The 18,980-nt window shown below is 69.7% G+C and carries 14 protein-coding genes, 1 tRNA gene and 3 pseudogenes; 9 read left to right on the forward strand and 9 right to left on the reverse strand.

The window, feature by feature from the left end; translation table 11 throughout:
- Positions 1–94: 94 nt before the first annotated feature.
- A complete protein-coding gene (locus AB0B20_RS17905; RefSeq protein ID WP_223201434.1) occupies positions 95–214 on the forward strand; it encodes an IS3 family transposase in 120 nt (39 codons plus the stop codon).
- Here the strand turns inward: AB0B20_RS17905 and AB0B20_RS17910 are convergent.
- Positions 200–3,031: pseudogene (locus tag AB0B20_RS17910) on the reverse strand (LuxR family transcriptional regulator); the annotation flags it as partial. The gene AB0B20_RS17905 and the pseudogene AB0B20_RS17910 overlap by 15 nt on opposite strands.
- Positions 3,032–3,150: 119 nt before the next feature.
- On the opposite strand from AB0B20_RS17910, the gene AB0B20_RS17915 reads away from it, so the two are divergent.
- A complete protein-coding gene (locus tag AB0B20_RS17915; protein WP_318528071.1) occupies positions 3,151–6,594 on the forward strand; it encodes a M28 family peptidase in 3,444 nt (1,147 codons plus the stop codon).
- Positions 6,595–7,016: 422 nt separating this feature from the next.
- On the opposite strand, the gene AB0B20_RS17920 is transcribed toward AB0B20_RS17915, so the two are convergent.
- Entirely contained in the window at positions 7,017–7,466 is a 450-nt protein-coding gene (locus AB0B20_RS17920) for a hypothetical protein (protein WP_124778772.1), read from the reverse strand.
- Positions 7,467–7,471: 5 nt separating this feature from the next.
- Positions 7,472–7,819: a hypothetical protein gene (locus tag AB0B20_RS17925; protein ID WP_091113588.1), complete on the reverse strand. Its 348-nt coding sequence runs from the start codon at positions 7,817–7,819 to the stop codon at positions 7,472–7,474.
- A 350-nt stretch (positions 7,820–8,169) separates the two neighbouring features.
- Between AB0B20_RS17925 and AB0B20_RS17930 the strand changes: the two genes are divergently transcribed.
- From AB0B20_RS17930 to AB0B20_RS17950, 5 genes and pseudogenes are all read left to right on the forward strand, one after another.
- A complete protein-coding gene (locus AB0B20_RS17930; protein WP_051611166.1) occupies positions 8,170–9,642 on the forward strand; it encodes a helix-turn-helix transcriptional regulator in 1,473 nt (490 codons plus the stop codon).
- Positions 9,639–10,181 carry a flavoprotein gene (locus AB0B20_RS17935; protein WP_046569670.1) on the forward strand — a complete coding sequence of 181 codons (543 nt, stop codon included), beginning with the start codon at positions 9,639–9,641 and terminating at the stop codon, positions 10,179–10,181. The genes AB0B20_RS17930 and AB0B20_RS17935 overlap by 4 nt, the downstream gene beginning before the upstream one ends.
- Before the next feature lie 432 nt (positions 10,182–10,613).
- Positions 10,614–11,852 carry a methyltransferase, FxLD system gene (gene fxlM / locus AB0B20_RS17940; RefSeq protein ID WP_043330488.1) on the forward strand — a complete coding sequence of 413 codons (1,239 nt, stop codon included), beginning with the start codon at positions 10,614–10,616 and terminating at the stop codon, positions 11,850–11,852.
- 23 nt (positions 11,853–11,875) lie between these two features.
- On the forward strand, positions 11,876–12,013 hold the full coding sequence (locus tag AB0B20_RS17945) for an FxLD family lanthipeptide (protein WP_082159628.1): 138 nt from the start codon (positions 11,876–11,878) through the stop codon (positions 12,011–12,013).
- A 68-nt stretch (positions 12,014–12,081) separates the two neighbouring features.
- Positions 12,082–12,579: pseudogene (locus tag AB0B20_RS17950) on the forward strand (lantibiotic dehydratase); the annotation flags it as partial.
- Positions 12,580–13,281: 702 nt separating this feature from the next.
- Here AB0B20_RS17950 and AB0B20_RS17955 read toward each other — a convergent pair.
- Positions 13,282–13,488: pseudogene (locus tag AB0B20_RS17955) on the reverse strand (helix-turn-helix transcriptional regulator); the annotation flags it as partial.
- Positions 13,489–13,882: 394 nt separating this feature from the next.
- Here AB0B20_RS17955 and AB0B20_RS17960 point away from each other — a divergent pair.
- Positions 13,883–13,955: transfer RNA gene (locus tag AB0B20_RS17960), tRNA-Arg, on the forward strand.
- A gap of 237 nt (positions 13,956–14,192) precedes the next feature.
- On the opposite strand, the gene AB0B20_RS17965 is transcribed toward AB0B20_RS17960, so the two are convergent.
- Positions 14,193–14,987 carry a maleylpyruvate isomerase N-terminal domain-containing protein gene (locus AB0B20_RS17965; protein ID WP_357471813.1) on the reverse strand — a complete coding sequence of 265 codons (795 nt, stop codon included), beginning with the start codon at positions 14,985–14,987 and terminating at the stop codon, positions 14,193–14,195.
- 292 nt (positions 14,988–15,279) lie between these two features.
- Here AB0B20_RS17965 and AB0B20_RS17970 point away from each other — a divergent pair, with 292 nt between their 5' ends.
- Positions 15,280–15,567 (forward strand): hypothetical protein, encoded by a 288-nt coding sequence (locus AB0B20_RS17970; protein ID WP_357471816.1) that lies wholly within the window; start codon positions 15,280–15,282, stop codon positions 15,565–15,567.
- 202 nt (positions 15,568–15,769) lie between these two features.
- Here the strand turns inward: AB0B20_RS17970 and AB0B20_RS17975 are convergent, their stop codons facing one another.
- The 4 genes from AB0B20_RS17975 to AB0B20_RS17990 all read right to left on the reverse strand — a co-directional run bounded on the left by AB0B20_RS17975 (position 15,770) and on the right by AB0B20_RS17990 (position 18,905).
- Entirely contained in the window at positions 15,770–16,432 is a 663-nt protein-coding gene (locus AB0B20_RS17975) for a DUF6882 domain-containing protein (RefSeq protein ID WP_357471819.1), read from the reverse strand.
- A gap of 75 nt (positions 16,433–16,507) precedes the next feature.
- Positions 16,508–16,681, reverse strand: a complete 174-nt coding sequence (locus AB0B20_RS17980; RefSeq protein ID WP_357381221.1) for a hypothetical protein — start codon at positions 16,679–16,681, stop codon at positions 16,508–16,510.
- A 275-nt stretch (positions 16,682–16,956) separates the two neighbouring features.
- Positions 16,957–17,781, reverse strand: coding sequence for a hypothetical protein (locus AB0B20_RS17985; protein WP_357471822.1), 825 nt, complete (start codon positions 17,779–17,781; stop codon positions 16,957–16,959).
- Between the two features lie 38 nt (positions 17,782–17,819).
- A complete protein-coding gene (locus AB0B20_RS17990; protein ID WP_357381225.1) occupies positions 17,820–18,905 on the reverse strand; it encodes a family 43 glycosylhydrolase in 1,086 nt (361 codons plus the stop codon).
- Positions 18,906–18,980: the final 75 nt, after the last annotated feature.

Consider the following 18,980-nt stretch of genomic DNA (forward strand, 5'->3'; position numbering starts at 1 on the left):
GCATTTTGCGACTTGACGTAGCGAGGATGCTGTCCGGGGAAGCACGTGCGATCCTCGCCCAACCCGCTCCTTTACGCCGCACGCCGAGTTACGCCTGGGCACCGGAGTCGGAAGTGGGCGCAAACGCGTTGCCAGGCTGATGCGCCAGGCCGGGCTGCAGGGCTTCTGCCGGCGCTGCCGTCAGGGCTGCAAGGTGCGCGAGTTGGACGCGTGAGTGGATGCCGAGCTTCCGGTAGACGCGGGTGAGGTTTGCTTCGACTGTTTTGACACTGATGGTGAGGGCGGTGGCGATGTCGCGGTTGGTCGCTCCGCTGGCGGCGAGCTCGACGCAGCGCTGTTCGGCGGAGGTGAGGCAGGGGAGCGTACTGCTGTGCGCGGGGACGGGCTCCAGTTGGTGGAGGGTGCGGGTGGCGGCTTCGATCCAGGGGTGTGCCTGGTGCGTGCTGAAGAGGTCGGCGGCGCTCTGCGCCGCGGTGCGGGCGCTGGCGCGTCGGCGTCCGCGTCGTTCGGTGTGGCTGAGGGCCAGGAGGGTTCGACCGTGTTCGATGGGCAGGTGGCGGAGGTGGTCGGCTGCTGCGGTGAGGAGGTCGGCGGCCGCATCGTAGTTGCCCAGGGTGGCTTCCAGGAGTGCCTGGGAGCGGTCGAGCACGGGGAGGACGCAGCTTCTATCTAGATCAGTCGCGGTGCGACGGGTATCGGTCAGCAGTTTGCGGGCTTGGTCGAGGTAGCCGAGGGAGATGAGGGCTTGGGCGAGGTCGGCGTGCCAGCGCAGGACGGACGGGTCGCGGACCTGCTGGCGCTTCTCAAGCGTACGGACCTCTTCCAGCGCCTCCAGGGCTTCTTTCGGACGCCCGGTGACCAGGAGAAGATGTCCGAGGACGAAGAGGTTTCGGGAGAGGAAGACTTTGTTGTCCTCCCGGCGGGAGGTGTCCGCCCCGCGGCGTGCGTGAGCGAGGGCGGAGTCGGTGCACGAGGCGGTGCCCTCGACCAGGGCGGAGGTGTAGCACGTTGGTGCGGGGTCCAAGGCGGCTCTGTCGGTAAGCGACAGGGCGCGGCCGGCGTAGTCGAGGGCCAGTCCGCACCGTCCGGCGCGGATCTCGACTTCGGCGAGGCTACGCAGGACATCCACGGTGGCTTCGGCGTCTCCGGTCCGCTCGGCTTCGACGAGCAGAGGCAGCAGTGCGCTGCGGGCTTCGTCCAGACGGTCGTCGAAGATGGCGTGCCGGGCGGAGAGCTGTTCGGGCCTGGCGTTGACGGGGATGTGAGTGCTGCGTGGCAGGGACAGGGCGTGGCCGAGCGTGGTCTCGGCTTGGGGGCGGCCGAGGATGCGTTGGATGCGGGCCTGCATCGTGAGGGCCATGGCGGTGGTGGCGGTGTCGCCAGCGCTCCGGGCGAGGCTGGCGGCCCGGGCAGCCTGGGCGCACGCCCGGTCGGGATCGCCGTTGACGTTGGCCCAGATCGCCTGGCGGACGAGGATCTGCGCGGTCAGGTCCGGATGTCCGGCCGCTTCGTGAAGTGCGTCGGCGAACAGCTTGTCGCCGTTGTACAGGTGCTGTCCGCCTGAGTCGATCAGGGCGATGAGGGCGTTGACGCGGTTGGCGGGGCTGCTGTCGTGGTTCAGGACGAGGCGGACGGCAGCCTGGCCGCGGGGCAGGTCGCCGTTGTGGGCGGCGTCGCGTACGGCGGTCAGCGCCCGTTCGGTGAGCAGGTCGGCGTCGGTCTCCGGGGTACGTTCGGCGGCGAGCAGGGAGAGCTCGGCCGCTAGTGCGGGTTCTCCGCGCAGCCGGGCGCGGGCGGCGGCGCGGTCGGCGCAGTCGGCCGACTGCGGGTCGTTGGTGTCGGCCGCCAGCGTGGTGTGACGGTCGCGGCGGATGCTGTCGCGGCTGGCTTCGGCCAGGCGGGCGTGCAGGAGCCTGCGTGTGGCGACCGGCGGTCGGGCCGCGAGTTCGGCACCGATCGCGGCGGCGGCGAACCGGATCTTCCCGTCGACCTGCCCGATGTTGATCAGTCCGGCTGCCTCGGCCTCTGCGAGAAGGTTTTCGGCGGGCGGGCCGGCGAGGCGGCTCAGCAGTTCGCGGTCGGGCCGGTCGTCGAGTGCGGCGACCGTCAACAGTTCCTGAACTTCGGCCGACACAGTGCCCAGCCATTCGTTCACCAGTCGGCGGGCGGCCGGCGGCAGGACCAGGTCGTCTACGAGACCCTGAGCGGCCGGCAGGTCGGTGGCGCGGCTGCGGGCCCCGGCGAATGCGAGGGCTAGGGCCGGGTTCCCTCCGCTGCGGATGTGGGTCTGCGTGACCTCGTAGGGGGTTAGCCGGTACGGCGACAGCAGGGTTGCGACCTGATCGGGTGTCAGCGCCGGGATGCGTACCGCACAGGGGTCCTCGCCGCACCAGTGGCCTTCGCTCCCCGGGCGCCAGATTCGCTCTGCGGCTATGACGGGAAGGTCGGGAGCCAGGCGCAGTGCCCAACGCAAGACGGCCGCGCTGGCCGTATCCAGCCACTGGGCGTTGTCCACCACCAGTGTCAGAGGCGGGGTGTCCAGCAGCAGGGTGGCGGTCAACCGGCGCAGCCGTAGAGCGGTCCCGGCGGGATCGGCAGAGCCCGGCACTCCGACGGCCTTGTCGATTCCGGTCGCGAGTTCCCGCGCGGCCGGCAGCGGTTGGAGGGCCAGTGCGAGTTCGAGCAGTCCGGTGTAGGGGACCTGGGCGTCCTGTGGGCTCGGAGCCAGCCTTAGGACAGGCATGCCCAGCTGCTGCCCGAGTACACCGGCCGCAGCGGTCTTGCCGATCCCGGGCGGACCGAACAGCACCACCCGACGGGCGCCGCGCACGACGCCCGGTACCACCGGCAGCATGGTGCCGGTGGCCCCCTGATGCGCATTCACTGCCGTCGCAGAATCTGGCACCGGATCATAGTGCGCCCGACGGTCCTTCGCGCACCAGAGCAAGGGGTTGCCCTGATTTCGGCCAGCCTCCGCCGTTCCTAGTGTCATCGCCAAAGCCGAGCTGTCACCGGTTGCCGGAGATCCCATCAACACGGGCCCTGCTGCCACACCCCTCAACCCATCTCGGCGGGAGGATTGCGATGTATCGAAGAACTGCCATGGCGGCCGCTGTCGCGGTTGCGCTTACCCTGGGCACCGTGACCGGGGTGGCCACCCAGTCGACCGCAGCCACCCCGCCCCCTACACCCACGGTTGCGCAGAGCCCGCTGTCGCTGGCGATCTCTGCAGCCGACCGCGCTGCCGACGGCGGTCACGACGCGCTGGCGAAAGGCCCCTTCGAGCAGTACGACCGTCGCATGGTGATCCCGTGGGTGGACGGCCTGTTCTCCATTGCCTACGAGCGCACCTACCGGGGCCTGCCGGTGGTCGGCGGCGACGCCGCCGTACTCGCCGACGGCCGGGGCGCCATCCGGGCGATCTCGGCCGCCACCAAGACGAAGATCAACGTCTCCGTCGTGCCGACGGTCGCCGCCGACCGCGCCGAGCAGACCGCCAAGGGCCTGCTCACCAAGGTCGACCAGGTCGAGTCGCGCACCCTCGTGGTGCACGTCAAGGACAGCACCGCGCGACTCGCGTGGGAGGTCGTCGTCGCCGGGCGCACCGCCTCGGCGCCCAGCCACCTGCATGTCTTCGTGGACGCGCGCAACGGCCAGGTGCTGGCCAAGCAGGAGGACGCCGCGGCCGGTTCCGGCACCGGCAAGTGGAACGGGCCCAGCCCACTGTCGATCACCACGTCGCAGTCGGGCAGCACGTACTACCTGCGCGACACCACGCGCACCGGCCTGAACTGCCAGGACTACAGCACCAGCACCGTCTTCTCCGGCGCCGACGACAGCTGGGGCAACGGAGTGGGCACAAGCAAGGAGACCGGCTGCGTCGACGCACTGTACTCGGCGCAGAAGGAATGGGACATGCTGTCGGCCTGGCTGGGCCGCAACGGGCACAACGGCAACGGCGGCAGCTGGCCGATCAAGGTCGGCCTGAACGAGCAGAACGCCTACTGGGACGGCTCGACGATCACGATCGGCAAGAACTCGGCAGGCAACTGGATCTCCTCGATGGATGTGGTGGGTCACGAGTTCGGCCACGGCATGGACCAGAACACCCCCGGCGGCACCAGCTCCGAAGCCGGCCTCGGCGAAGCCACCGGCGACATCTTCGGCGCCCTGACCGAGGCATACGCCAACCAGTCCAGCGCCTACGACGAACCCGACTACCTGGTCGGTGAGGAGATCGACCTCGTCGGCGACGGCCCGATCCGCAACATGTACAACCCCTCGCTGGTCGGCGGCCACCCGAACTGCTACTCCTCGTCGATCCCGAACACGGAGGTACACGCGGCCGCAGGTCCGCTCAACCACTGGTTCTACCTGCTCGCCGAGGGCAGCGCGCCGGGCGGCGGCAAGCCGAACAGCCCCATCTGCTCGGGCGGCCCGTCGTCGGTCACCGGCGTGGGCATCCAGTCCGCCGGAAAGATCTTCTACGGCGGCATGCTGCTGAAGACCTCCGGCATGACCCACAAGAAGTACCGCACCGCGACCCTGACCGCCGCGAAGAACCTGGACTCCTCGTGCGTCCTGTTCAACCGGACCAAGGACGCGTGGAACGCGGTCGCGGTCCCGGCCCAGACCGGCGACCCGACCTGCACCGGTTCCAGCACCGACTTCTCCGTCTCGGTCAGCCCCACCTCGGGCAGCGTCAACGCGGGCTCCTCGGTCACCGCGACGGTCAACACCGCGACCGTCTCCGGCAGCGCGCAGACCGTGTCGCTGACCTCCTCGGGTGCCCCGTCGGGGGTCACCGTGTCGTTCAGCCCGACGTCGGTGACGTCGGGCAACAGCTCCACGATGACGGTGGCGACCACCTCCAGTGCGGCTGCGGGCACGTACACCATCACCGTGACCGGCACCGGTTCGATCACCCACACCGCGCAGTACACGCTCACGGTCAACGGCGGCACCCCCGGTGGCACCGCGCCGGACATCGACGTCGCCAACGTGCAGGCGCACCTGACACAGCTCAGCACCATCGCCACCAATAACGGCGGCACCCGCCGCTCGACCGGCCAGGGCTACCTGCAGTCGGTGGCGTACGTCAAGGGCAAGCTGCAGGCCGCCGGCTTCACCGTCACCGAGCAGCCCTGCACCTCCGGCTGCACCAGCGGTGCAGGCCCGAACCTGATCGCCGAGTGGCCGGGCGGTAACGCGAGCAACGTCTACATGTTCGGCGCCCACCTGGACGGCGTCTCGGTCGGTCCGGGCATCAACGACAACGGCTCCGGCTCGGCGGCGCTGCTCGAGGTCGCCCTCGCGCTGGCCGCGCAGAACCCGACCATGCTGAACAAGGTCCGCTTCGGCTGGTGGACCGACGAGGAACAGGGCCTCAACGGCTCCAAGTTCTACGTCAACTCGCTGACCAGTACCCAGCGAACGGCGATCAAGGCCTACTACAACTTCGACATGATCGCGTCGAAGAACGGCGGCTACTTCATCAACAACATCACCTCGACCGCGTCGCAGCCGATGAAGGCGTACTGGGACTCCCTCAGCCTGCAGCCGGAGGAGAACGTCGAGGGCCAGGGCCGTTCCGACGACTACTCGTTCCAGAACGCGGGCATCCCGACCTCCGGTTACGCGATGGGCGCCAGCGCCACCAAGACGTCGGCCCAGGCGTCGAAGTGGGGCGGCACGGCCGGTCAGTCCTACGACTCCTGCTACCACTCCTCGTGCGACACCCTCAGCAACATCGACGCCACCGCGCTGAACCGGGCTGCCGACGGCATCGCCTACACGCTGTGGAACCGGGCGGTCGGCACCTCGACGCCGACCAACGACTTCTCGATCTCGGCCAGCCCCTCGTCGGGCACCGTGAACGCGGGGTCCAGCACCACGACCACCGTCGGCACCGCCACCACCTCGGGCAGCGCCCAGACGGTGACCCTGACCGCCAGCGGCGCCCCCACGGGCGTAACGGTCTCGTTCAGCCCGTCGTCGGTCACCTCCGGCAGCTCGTCGACCGCCACCATCGCGGTCGGCTCGTCGGTGGCCGGCGGCACCTACACCATCACCATCACCGGCACGGGGTCGGTGTCGCACAGCACCACGTACACGCTGACCGTGACCGGCGGACCGGGCGGCTGCACCGCCGCCCAGCTGATCCTCAACGGCGGGTTCGAAAGCGGCACCTCGCCGTGGACCGGCTCCACCGGCGCGATCGGCACCTCTATCGGGCAGGTGCCGCGCAGCGGCACCCGGTACGCGTGGCTCGGCGGATACGGCTACACCGCGACCGAGGCCATCAGCCAGACCGTCACCATCCCGTCGGGCTGCACCAGTGCGGTACTGACCTACTGGCTGCACATCGACACGAGCGAGTACGGGGCGCTCGCCTACGACGTGTTCACGATCAAGGCCAACGGCACCACCGTGGCGTCGCTGTCCAACATGAACGCTGCCACGGGCTACACGCAGCGCACCGTCAACCTCGGCGCGTACGCCGGCCAGACGGTCACGCTGACCTTCACCGGCACCGAGGACGCCTACCTGCAGACCAGCTTCGTGCTGGACGACGTGACCCTGCAGATCGGCTGAGTTCAACGGCAGGGTGGGGCGCTCGCCCCACCCTGCCGCAGGTCCTGCGCCCCTGTTCCGCTGCCGGACCGGACCTTAGCCTGAATCCGTGGATTGGATTCTGGGTGCGTTGTCGGGTTGATCTAGCCGATTGGGGGTGTGATGGATCCGCTGGCCCTGGTCTCCGTAGAACGCCAAGTAACCCGGCTCCGCCTTGACCTGGCGAGAGGCGAAGTCCATCGCCTCCGGGCGCAGATCTGCCCAACCTCGCGGGAAGCGGCCGTACCGGTCGTAGAACCTCCGCAACAGCGCGAACCCGGCCGTATCTCGCCATGCTTGGACGCAACCAGGTCCAGCTCAGCAGGGACAAGGGTCCAGTGCTCGACCAGCTCGCCGATGCTCAGAGGAGATCGACTCACAGCGGTCAACCACCGTGGCAGCGATCAGGGACCGCGCAGACCCCCAAAAAGATCAACTATTTGGCCCCTGGTCGCAAGATCGGCGTGGTTGGTCGTGAAGGGCCCGTCGGCGTGTGACCAGGTCCAGCGAAGCCGTCGGTGGGTCAGCCACGCACTAGCCTGGCCGGCGAGGTCGCGGTGCCGGCGCTGGGTCCTGTTGGTGTCGCCGCCGTCGGTGGTGAAGGCGAGCAGGGCGTAGCCGCCGGGGATGCCGGCGTGGGGCTCGCCGGGGTGCCGGCTGCCGTCGACGGGGAGGTGCACGCTGGCCAGGGCCGGTGCGCCCTGTCCGGGCAGGGTTTGCAGCATGTGGACGCGGCCGTGGTCGACCAGGTGCCATCGGCCGTCCAGGGGCAGCCTGAGCACGGTGCGGGCGTGGGCGAACAGTTCGTAGGCGTCGACGGGGTCCTGCACGACGAGGGTGGTGGTCGCGGTCATCGTGGTCACCGGGCCCAGATCGCCAGGGCTGCGGTGGTGGCGGCGCCGGCGTACCCGGCGAGCAGCAGCGGCACGGCGCGGGAGATGGCGGTGTACTTGGCCCGTACGGCGCGGGAGAGCCACCACAACTCGCGGGCGCGTGCGAGGGGGGCGGTCTGGGCTCCCGGGTCGGTGTCGCCACCGACAACGCGGACCAGGACGTCCTGGGCGGTGTCGGTGTCGGCGTAGGCGACGAACCCGAAGTCCCCACCCCGAAATCCCGGTACGCGAAACCCGCGTCCGGCACCGGTGGGGCTACTGAACCGCCGAAAGCCCTTGCGGCAGGGCTGGCGCCGCGCGCCCTTTATGGGCATCACCGCACGCTCTTCCGCGCTCGTCGAAGAGGGCCGATGCCCACCGAACTCGCACATCGTGTCCGGGGTGTCTGTCGGTGACGGCGGCAGGCTGAGGTTGCCGTGCCCGTTGGGCCGGGAGTGGGGATGGCTGAAGTGTGTTCCGCCGTGATCGTGGCTGACGTTCGAGGTGCCAACCCCGCTCCCCCCCCCCGGTTTTCGACACAGGCGCCCTCTCTGCCAGGCCAGCACGCCATTCGCACCAGCTCCACGCCCAGGTCGCGTGCGATCCGCTAACGTCGAATCGCCGTGCGTCGGGGCGCCGCAACAGTCGGCTCGACGCAGGTCGATGCGAACGGAAAGGCGAGCCCATGATTGATCGCCAGGATCTTCAACAGGCCAGGGACGATCTCGGCCGTAAGCTCGCCGCCCTGCGTAGGTCGAGGGGACTCATTCAGGAAGCCCTCGCACGCCAGGTGCACACGACGCGCAGCACCCTGGGAATGGTCGAGCGGGGCCGGCAGGTCGTGGACCGGATCTTCTGGCTGCAGTGCGACACCCTGCTGGACGCCCAGGGCGAGCTACTCGCCGCCTACGACGCCTACCGACACCTCCAGTCCCGGTTCCAGGCACAGCAGGCCGAGGCGGCACAGCGGGCGCGGTGGGGAGCGGTACCCGAGGCGGTGATGGCAGCCGGCGAGGCCACAGGCGAAAGGTACGGCGAAGTCGGCGACAATCGACGCCCGCCGGACCGGTTCCACGGCGAGCGCCCGGAGGCGGGCCGCACCACACGAACCGGGCAGGTCTCAGTCGTCAACGCGGTAGCAGGCCGTGGCGAGGAAGCCGACCACGATGCCAGGTCGCGACTGCTGGCCGAGCTGCGCCGGCACCTGCTCGCACCTGCCGCACCGAAACAGCCGGTCGAGCCTCTCACGCTTTCGGAGGTCCGTCAGCGGGTGGCCCATCTCCATAGCCTTTACCAGCGTGGCAACTATGCCGAGGCGGTCCGGGCGTTGCCCGACACGTTCGAGCAGGCGAACCTGTTGACCCGGACCTGCACCGGCACGCAGCGCGCCCTGGCCGTCGGGTCGCTGGCGGCGGCGAATCTCGCCGCCGCCAAACTCACCGTGAAACTCGGCGATCCCAGCCTTGCCTGGGTGGCGGCGGACCGTGCCGCTCGTGTCGCCGCCGAGCAGGCCGAGGATGTTGCGCTCGTCGCTGCGGCGGCGTTCTCGGTGGGTACTGCGCTGCTGGCGATGCCGGACCGCGTCGGCGATGCCGAGGAGGTGGTGCTGGCCGCTCTCGATGGTGTGACGGACACGAGGGACTCCGCGTCGACGGGTCCGCGTGTCCTGTCGGCCCACGGGGCGTTGACTCTGCTCGCGGCGCTGATCGCCGCCCGGCAGGCCCAGCCCGCCGCTGTCGAGCGGCACCTCGACGACGCGAACGCCCTGGCCCGGCGGCTCGGCGCCGATCGTAACGACCTGTGGACCGGGTTCGGTCCGACGAACGTGATGATCCACCGCATCAGCATCGCCGCCCGAACGGACCAGCCTCAGCTGGCGATCCACCTTGGAGAACAGCTCGACACCTCGTCGCTGCCGGCGGCCCTGGTGAGCCGCCGCGCCCGGGTCCACCTCGACCTCGCCGCCGCCTACGCCTGCTCGCCCGGCAACGATCCCGCAGCCGTGCTGCACCTGCTCGAAGCCGAACGCATCGCGCCGCAGACGGTGCACGTGCACGGCCGGACGCGCCATCTGATCGGCGACCTGCTCACCCGTGAGCGGCGCGCCGTCACCCCCGGCCTGCGGGCACTCGCCGAACGCGCCGGAATCGCCGCGTGACGTCCGGATCCGCGAATGCCCGTCTGCTCTACCTGGTGGTCTGTGCCGCGCCACCGGCCCGCCGCATCGTCGAGCTGGTCGAGGCGGTGCGGCGCGACGGCTGGGATGTGTACGTCATCGCGACCGAAACCGCGCACACCTGGCTTCCCAACGATCGGCTGGCCGCCGTTACGGGCAGGCCCGTCAGCTACCGGCAGCGGCATCCTGACGAACCGAGCGTCCTGCCACGCGCCGATGCCGTCGCGGTCGTTCCGGCGACGTTCAACACCATCAACAAGTGGGCCACCGGCATCAACGACAGTCTGGCCCTCGGCATCCTCAACGAAGCTCTCGGCGCAGGCATGCCGATCATCGTCTCCCCGTACGTCAAACCCACCCTCGCCCGCCACCCCGCGTTCGACGCCCACCTGCGGCTCCTCGCCGACCACGGCGTACGCCTCACCGCCACCGAGGCGCTGCGACCAGCTCACGACGATCAGCCCTTCCGCTGGAACGTGATCCTCGACGAACTCCACAGGCTGTCCGCCCGCCTGTCGTAGTCGGCCCCCGAGAGGCGCTGGGGCCGGTCTGACCGTGTCGAAATCCCGTGTCGAGGGTGTTCGACACGGTCAGACCGGCGTTGAGTGGTGGACATGACCGCTCGGCGCCCGCCGCTCAGGGGTCCCCGGCACCGCCCAACCCGAGGGGAGTTGATCCGTGTGACCCTGTACCGCAGTTTCTCGCCGCTGCCGAGGAATCCGGGACCGCTGGTGGCCGGGACGGCTCGGACCTCACGTTGACTGCGGCTTGATCGAATCCGGGCCGCCTTGCGTCGCCTTGCCGGTTGGGCACCCGGTGAGTTCGGCCTGCGTCCTGCCCAGCAGGGGAACAGTCCTCGGGCGTCTGAGGCCGTGTTCGTCCTTGGCGGATAACGGAAAGTGCGGGCCGTCCGCAACGGCGGCGGTCCTGACGAACAGGAGAGTGACGCGCACATGAGCGTCGACACGATGAGCAGCGACGACCTCCGTGACGCGATGGTCGACCAGCTGGTCGCTGACCATGCGGCCAAGGGGCTGACGATGCGGCCCGAGGTCGAGGCGGCACTGCGGGTGGTTCCCCGCGAGCTGTACACGCCGGGTGTCCCGATGGAGGAGGCGTACCGCAGCGACACCGCGGTCGTCACCAAGCGGCTCGGTGATGAGACCGTCAGTTCGGTGTCCGCGCCGTGGCTGATCGCGGAGATGCTCGGGCAGGCGGCTGACGCCCTCACCGGTGGCCTGCACGGCCGGCACGTGCTGGAGATCGGATCGGGCGGCTACAACGCGTCGCTGCTGCGCGAGCTGGTCGGGCCGTCGGGTTCGGTCACGACCGTGGACATCGACCCGGAGGTGACCGAGCGGGCGGTGGCGTGTCTGGCGGTGGCAGGTTACGGCGATGTCAGCGTGGTGTGCGCGGACGCGGAGCAGCCGATCGACCTGGGGCGCTGCTACGACCTGATCATCGTGACGGCCGGGGCGTGGGACATCCCCGCGGCGTGGATCGCGCAGCTCGCCGAGGACGGCGTGCTGGTGGTGCCGCTACGGACGTTCGGGATGACCCGGTCGTGGGCGCTGCGCCGGGTCGGTGACCGGCTGGTCAGCCACAGCCAGCGCCTCTGCGGGTTCGTGGCGATGCGGGGCACCGGAGCCCACGAGATGCGGTATGTCGACATCGCCGCCGGTGTCCACCTGCGGCTGGATGAGGGCCAGCAGGTCGACCCGGAATCGGTCGGTGGGCTGCTGTCGCAGCCGCAGGAGCAGGCATGGGCAGGGGTGGGCCTGCCGCCTCGTAGCGTCCTGGCCGACCTGGACCTGTGGCTGGCGGCCCGCCTCGCCGATGAGGTCGACCAGTTCGTGGTGCTCTCGGCGCAGCAGGAGGCCGTCGACGCCGGCATCGTCGCCCCTGCCTGGCGGTTCGGTACGCCCGCCGCCCTGCACGAGGGGACGTTCTCCTACCGGTCGACGCTGCGCTGGACCGACGACACGTTCGACCTCGGCGCCTGCGCTCACGGGCCCGACGCCGCCGCGGCGGCGGGACGGATGGCCGGGCACATGCGCGCGTGGGTGGACGCTGGCGAGCCCTCTCCGGTGCTGCACGTCCTACCCGCAGGTACTCCCGACGGCGCCCTGCCGGCCGGGACGGTGCTGGACAAGCGACACAGTCGCCTCGTCCTCACCTTCACCTCCGCATAGGAAGGAACACGCGAGTGGAGACCATGGAACTCGAGGAGTTCGACCTGGACATCACCCTGGTGGACGCCGGCCCCGCTGCCAGCGGGTACGCCACCAGCACCGACGACGGCTGCGGCTCGGGCAACACGGGCTCGAACGCCTGTTCCGGCGGCAGCAAGTAACCGTCCCTGACGATCCACCCCGGGCCCGGCGTCTCCAGCGCCGGGCCCCCGTCTTCGAGGGTGCGTTCATGTTCCCCACGGCCGGTGCGGCGCTGATCAGAGTTGCCGCCTACCCCAGCGGTCTGACCCTGCCCGCGTGGCCCGACCTGACGACGGATCAGCCCGAGCAGTGGCGGCAGTGGCTGGCCGCAGTGTGGGCGCTGCCGGGATTCGCCACCGCCGTCGCCGCTGCCACACCCCAGTTGGCCGAACAGATCACCCGGACCGTGGCCAGTGCGCCGACCACCGACCGCCGGTTCGGGCGCATGGTCGACTCGACGGTCCGGTACCTGCTGAGGTGGACCACCCGGGCGACACCGTTCGGCACCTTCGCCGGGGTGGCTCCGGTCGAGTTCGGCGCCCGCGCATCGGTTCGGTGGGGCGAGGCGCATCAGGTGGTGACCCGCCCTGACGGGACGTTCGTCGCCGAGCACACCGGGCGCGCCGAGCAGGACCTGGCGGCGCTGCGCGACGTCGCGGTGGTGACGAACTCGGTGGGGTACCAGCGCGGTCAGGACGTACGCCCAGAACTCCTGATCGTCGGCTTCCTGCGCCATGCTTCCCGCGCGGTCCAGCCAGCGGTCGCCCGCGGCCCGGTCGCCGAGATCGTCGCTGAGCCAACCCGCGAACTCGCTCCACCGTGCCTCGGTGCTGAGAAGCCGGTTACGAAGCTGTCCACGTGTCTGCCGACGCAGGGCGGCGATCAGCGCGATCTGCTGTTCGACGGTCGACAGGATGGTGAGGCCACCCAGCAGGTCGTCCGCTTGTACGAGGAGCGCGCGAAGCTCCGCGAAGTGATCGACAACGGCAGGGTCGACGGACCGTGGGTGAGAAACGCCTGTGGTGGTGACAACCGGCACGGCGGTGAGGCCAGCGGCCAGTTCCAGCAGAGCCCTCCGGCTTACCCGCAATGACATCGCCTGCCCATCGGACATGACCGCAAGCGTAACCGCGTCACCATCGTGAAAGTCCGTCTCACCTGCCACCGCGGCACCGGCGACCCGCGCGAGTGGTGCCGTCAGGCCGTTCGGACCACCGGCCGTCAGATCCGTGGCGGCGAGGTCGCGCAACGACTCCCGTGCCGGATCCGTCACCGGGACACCGTGAGTGCCAGCCGGTAGTGAGCGGTCCTCGACTTCGCCCCACCGCATGCGTTGTGCCGCTTCGACTTTCTCCTGATCAAGCTGCTGCTTCAGGCGCCGATAGTCGTCGTAGTCGGCCAGCAACTCTCCACCAGCGGCTAGGGCCGCTTCACAGCGCTGCCAGAAGATCCGGTCCGGGCATTGCTGCCCGCGCTCGACGCCCGCGATCGTGGTCCGGGAAACCGGCACCCGCCTCGCCAATGCCAACTGGGTCAGCCCACGCACGTTGCGCCAGGCGGCAAGCCTTGCACCCAGTGCCCGCTTCGCATCGTCTACCCGCTGCGGATCGATCATGACGCCCGTCCCTTCACAACCCCGTACGGACACGACGGCTGCATTGACGCAAAGCGACGTTACCGTAACCGATCTCCGCCAGAACCGGCCAGCGCCTCAACAACCCCGGCGCCGACGTCCTTGTCCGCGCCGAGCAACGTCTATCGGCGGGCGACCCGAGACCCGACTCCGGACCTTCGATGATGTGCGCGGTGTGTGCTCGAGAGCGGATGCCACCGTGGGGCAACCGGTGCCACCGGATGCCACGGCGGGTCAACGGGCCGGGTCGCTGCCGGGGTCCGTGTGCTCGGGGTGTGGTCATCGGTCGGCCCTGACCAGGGCGACGACGTGGGTGAACGTGGGCCACTCCCTGCCACCCCGGGTGAACCGGCAGGCCGCTAGACTGGGCACTCGCGCCCTCGTAGCTCAGGGGATAGAGCATCGGTTTCCTAAACCGTGTGTCGCAGGTTCGAATCCTGCCGGGGGCACCTCGATACACCGCCGAAACGCCGCCTGTATCCGGCCCTGTCGGCTACCTCGGTTGCCGGCAGCGGGGGCCTGCCCGTGACGCTCGCGCCGCATCCTCACCACGGACTCGTCGGTTGCCCGGCGCCGTGCTCCTACCCGTCCCGCGTCAAGACGAGGTTGACCCCGCGATCGTCCAGGCCATCCTCGTCCTACATCACGTCCAGACCAGCCCAGCCTCAGGATGAATGGGATCGTCGCTACACCGACGGGTCCCAGGCGATGAGCTGGTCGAAGATGCGACGGTCGCCGTCCAGCTCCAGCTTCGGAGAATCCAGCGGTACGCGGCCGTAAAAGAACAAGACCAGGTCACTGGCCGTGCCCCGGGCGGAGACGTCGGCCGTGTCCGGGTCCTCGCTGGCAGCCGACGTGCCGAGACGGGCGGCCCGTGCGCCCTCGCGGGACAGCCGAAGGCGCCAAGAGCGGCCCTCGGTGGCGTGGTATTCGACGACCGCGGGGGCGTGCGGCCAGGCGACATCCGTCGAGCAGAGGGTGAACTGGCAGTCGTCGAAACCCTCGAGGGCGACCTCCTCCGGTAGCGGTGCCGGGTTCCCCACGGTGAGCTGGGCATCGTAGGTGTGCACCGCGATCTCGGGCACCTGGCGCCGAGCCCATGCGCCGGAGGTTTCCGGTGACTGCGAGTCACCCCAGAACGTCCAACAACCGCGGTCCGGGCCGGCCTCACGCAGCGCGCTCGTCAGTCGCTCGACGGACTCGGTCCACCAGGCCAGCAGAGCCTCGCGTTCCCGAGGCGCACCCGCGCCGTCGTCCCAAGCGGACTTCTCCGGGGGAGCGTCGGCTGGCCCGGCGGCGACGATGGCGGCCGACCTGCGACGGCCCATGCCCAGGTGCTGCACGAGATCGAACAGCGTCCACTCCGGACAGGTCGGCACCGGCACGTCGAGGCTGGGCGCCGCAGCGACCGCGGCACGGAAGGCGGTCGACCGTTCGTCGATCAGCCGCAGATGATCAGCGAACGTCAAAGTCTTTTGCATCCCGGCTTTCTACCAGTGTGTTCCGATAGCGGGACAGCGATTTTCGCAGCTGGCGCGACCGCGGCATTGGCGCGCCACGGTTCCACCTGTCGTGACTCGCACCGTTTCCGTGCCGAGGCCGCTGCGGGCCTGTCGACCGATTCCCGTGGCACACCTGCGCGGCTAGCGTCCGTGTATGCCCCCCTCTCATCCGCCTCGACCGTCGAGTCAGCCCGGTGGTCCCGCCGGGACGCACCTCCCGATGCCGGAGGGTGGCCGTTCTGCCCCCGTTTCCTATCGAGCGGTGTACGTGTTGGCGATCCTGGCGACGTTGTGTTGGGGAGGCGCGGCATACGGCGGTTGGCTGATCTTTTCCGGCCGCGACATGGTCGAGGGCCTGCTGAGCTTCATCGGACTCCTCTGGCTCGCCGCGTTCGAGATGTTCGCGTTGCTGTTCACTGTCACCGCGGCTTTCGAGCTGCGTCGGCGCCACTCGCCTCGTGCGGCCCTGGTGACCGGTCTGGTCGCAGTCGCCGGGGTGGTCGTGACGATCGTGTTCGTGCTCTGGGTCTCGACGGGGACAAGTCAGACGGGCCTGTAGCGAGGGTCGAGGTGAAGCTCGGGGATGGCATCGCCCCGACGACGGGCCCGATGGGACGGGACCCGAGGGTCGACGGCGGTCAGCTCCTGGAGGTGGGAGCCGCGCGGGTCCAGCGAGGTAACCGCCGTGCCGCTCTCGGCCGTGTCCACACGTGTTGAACCGCGTGCGGCAGGTTCGAATCCTGCCGGGGCACCAGATTCGCCTACGGGCTGACCGTCCCCGACATGTTGCTGACACGCCCCATCGCGTCGAAGTCGACGCGCAGGACGGAGCCGTCCTGACTCTGTGCCGTCACCGACATCGGTGCCCGGTCCAGGCGCCATCCCTGCTGGTGCAGGAACGCCTCGACGGTGACGCGGTGTTCCACCGGGAAGGACTGGAGGACCTGGGCCAGGACGGTCGGCACCCGCTCCGGCCGGACCGGCGCGGTGATCTGCGGCGGGGCGTCGTCGAGGTGGAAGAAGACCGCGCCGCCGTCGTACGGCCCGCGGTAGTAGCAGCGGCCGGTCAGGCCGGACGCCAGCAGGGCGAGCCGGTGTCCGTCGGCGCGCCGGAGCGGGAACGTGGGTTCGGTGAGTTCGGCGACCTGCTGGCGGTGCCCGTACTCGCGGAGCCAGCCGGCCAGGTGCAGCAGCGCCGGTGGGAGGTTGCTGGCCTCGTTCGCCCAGGCCCACAGCCAGGTGCCGTCGTCGTGACTTTCGGTGCCGAGGAGCTGGACGCGGTATCGCAGGTCGTTCCCGAACGTCACGGTGCCGTCGGGCACGTCGAGCTGCCAGTCGCGTTCGCCGAGGAGATCTGCCAGCGCCAACTGACGGGCCAGCCCGGTGCCGACGTGTTCGGCGAAGAGGCGATCGAAGGTCGGCATCGCCGCAGTGTGCCAGATCCTTGGGGAACGGGACGGCCCCGCGTCCGGCCGGAGCCGGAGCGCGGGGCCGGCGGGTCAGCGGACCAGCGCTGCCACCAGCGTCCCGATGCAGGCGACGACGGCGGCGATGATCGGACTGAGCGTCTTGATGTACGCCAGGATGATGCGGTGCCGGCCTGTCAGTTCGGCAACGGCTTCGTCCTCGTCCTCTGGTGTCTCGAAGTCTGACCCGTGAGGGATTACAGTCAACGTGACTCCTTCCGTTGCAGCGGTGGAGTCGAATGCGGCGTCCGGTGGCAGCCGGGCGCCGCCCTCTGTGTGAGGCGACGCTGTGCCGTTCGACGGTTCGAGCATGCTCCCGGCGGACGGCTAGCACAAGAGTCGGCATTTCACTGTCGGGTACCTGACAAGCAGATGCATCGCATCGAGAAAATTCCGGTGCCAGCTCTTGCCAAATGCAATTTTCCGTGAAGCAGTTCAACCGAGCGTGACTGGGTCGAAGCGCATGGTGAGCAGGCGTGTTGTCAGGCCCGGCGGAGCTGGAGCACCGCCACGCGGGCGTCGTGGCCGTCGACGTGCATGGGCACCGTCTTGCGGTTGCGCAACTGGATCTGGACTCCGTTCGACCCCTGGAGCCAGCCGATCTGGTCGATGCCGGCGTCGAAGGCGCGGGTCTCCTTCGCGGGGAACAGCTTCGGCATCGGGTTGCGGTTGGTGTCACCGGTCCAGATCACCGGGTGGCCACGGGCCTGCCAACTGGAGATCCGTTCCCGGAGGACGTCGAAGTGGTGCGCCCACTTGGTCCTGCGCCACTCCTCGTGCGGATCTTCCTGGCCGTTGAACGCGCCGGCCACGAAGTGCGTGTTGAGGAACGCGAACTGAAGCGCCGCGTCGTCGTTGGCGGCCAGCAGGACCTCGGAGATGACGCGGTTCACCGAGACGCCCGCCAGACCCTCGTGTACGGGTGTGACGTGCTTGTCGAGCACGTCGTACGCCTTGGGCACGGAGATCGGGACGTAGTGCCCGCCGTCGTCGAGGTGCACGTTGCGGTAGCGCTCGCCGAACAGCTCGTTGATCCAGCCCTTCTCCTTCGTGTCACCGTCACCCCCGCCGATCTCCTGCCAGCCGACGAGCGGACGGTCCTCGGGGCCGGTCATGTCGAGGGCGTTGCGGACCGCCGTGATCGCGGCCTTGCGCTTGTCGAGGTTCGCCCGGCCGATGTTGGCGGTGACGACGCCCAGGTTCCGCCAGGCGGTCGCCGCCCCGGCGGGTGCGGGGAACCCCAGGGCGCCGGCGAGCGCGACGCCGCCCGCGAGGCCGAGTGCCTGTCGTCTGCTGACGCGTTCCATGCGACTCCTTACTGGTCGGCTGCTACGTGGACGGCCGGCTACGAGACGAGGAAGCCGGTGGAGGGGCGGGTCAGGACGCCTGTCATCGGGAAGCGGGTGGTGCCGTTCCACCAGTGCCACACCACGCGCTCGCTGCCGTCGGCGGCGGCGAAGACGTCCATTCCGCCGGGGCCCTGGTGGTTGCCGGGCAGGTCGCGGATCGGGTTGAGGCCGGCGGCGCCGGTGAAGCCGAAGAACGGGCGGGACACGCCCTCGCGGATCGGGGTGCAGCGGGAGCCGGGTAGCGGAGTGGCGCCGCAGCGGGCGATGCCGGTGGAGTAGCGCGCGCTGTCCCAGTTGTTGCCCGAGTACATCAGGTACCAGTCGCCGTCGGCGGCCTTCCACATCGACGGGTTCTCGACCACGTGCGTACCGCCGCTGGTCTTGGCGGTGTCCCAGGTGATGTCGGTGCTCTTGAGCATGTCCCGGCGGGTGTCCCAGATGGCGCGGCCCTCACCGTCGGTGCGGACCGTGGAGATGCCGGTCTCGGCGCCGGAGGCGATGGCGTCGTCCCGGTAGGTGACGTACAGGTTCCCGCCAGCCACGAACGGGTTGGCGTCCAGTGCCCACCGGCCGGCGTCCGGGCAGGCCCACTCGCCCTGGTTCTGGAACGGGCCGCGGGCACTGTCGGAGACGGCCCGTCCGATGCACTTCTGCCCGGAGCCCTTGCGGGAGGCGGTGTAGAACATGAAGAACCGGCCGTCGAAGCGTGCGACGCCGGGGGCCCAGACCGCGCCGCCGGGTTCGGCCCAGGCGCCGGGACCGGACGGCAGGGCGTCGTGGGAGGCGCAGTCGGCCATGCCGACGCTGTTGCCGGAGCCGTGGACGAGGACCGGTACGTACAGCCTGCCGGTCGCGCCGCAGCGCGCGCCGGTCCCGGCGCCGACTGTGGTGCCGTAGGTGACGTAGGAGCCGTCCTTCGCCAGCAAGGTGTCCGGGTCGGCCAGCGGGAAGGTGGACGAGCTCGCCAGCGTGGACATGTCGCCGGCGGGCGCGGCGGTGGCGGGAACCACGCCCGCTGTGGTGGCCGTCAGGGCGGTCGCGGCGAGGGCAACGAGGCATCCGCGCATTCGAAGGAATCTCACCGGCGCACCTCCATCGATGAAAGTAATTATCGGCCGAACGCTATCGATGTTCGACGATCCCGTCAACGGGGGAGC

The organism is Micromonospora sp. NPDC049151 (genome assembly GCF_040648395.1).
Lineage (GTDB): Bacteria > Actinomycetota > Actinomycetes > Mycobacteriales > Micromonosporaceae > Micromonospora.

What these genes read in the sequence shown, in the direction of transcription:
- AB0B20_RS17925 (WP_091113588.1), bottom strand. Translation starts at nt 7,819, where the DNA reads ATGCCCATAAAGGGCGCGCGGCGCCAGCCCTGCCGCAAGGGCTTTCGG.
- AB0B20_RS17975 (WP_357471819.1), bottom strand. Translation starts at nt 16,432, where the DNA reads ATGCCGACCTTCGATCGCCTCTTCGCCGAACACGTCGGCACCGGGCTG.
- fxlM (WP_043330488.1), top strand. Translation starts at nt 10,614, where the DNA reads ATGAGCGTCGACACGATGAGCAGCGACGACCTCCGTGACGCGATGGTC.
- AB0B20_RS17945 (WP_082159628.1), top strand. Translation starts at nt 11,876, where the DNA reads ATGGAACTCGAGGAGTTCGACCTGGACATCACCCTGGTGGACGCCGGC.
- AB0B20_RS17985 (WP_357471822.1), bottom strand. Translation starts at nt 17,781, where the DNA reads ATGGAACGCGTCAGCAGACGACAGGCACTCGGCCTCGCGGGCGGCGTC.
- AB0B20_RS17920 (WP_124778772.1), bottom strand. Translation starts at nt 7,466, where the DNA reads ATGACCGCGACCACCACCCTCGTCGTGCAGGACCCCGTCGACGCCTAC.
- AB0B20_RS17965 (WP_357471813.1), bottom strand. Translation starts at nt 14,987, where the DNA reads ATGCAAAAGACTTTGACGTTCGCTGATCATCTGCGGCTGATCGACGAA.
- AB0B20_RS17930 (WP_051611166.1), top strand. Translation starts at nt 8,170, where the DNA reads ATGATTGATCGCCAGGATCTTCAACAGGCCAGGGACGATCTCGGCCGT.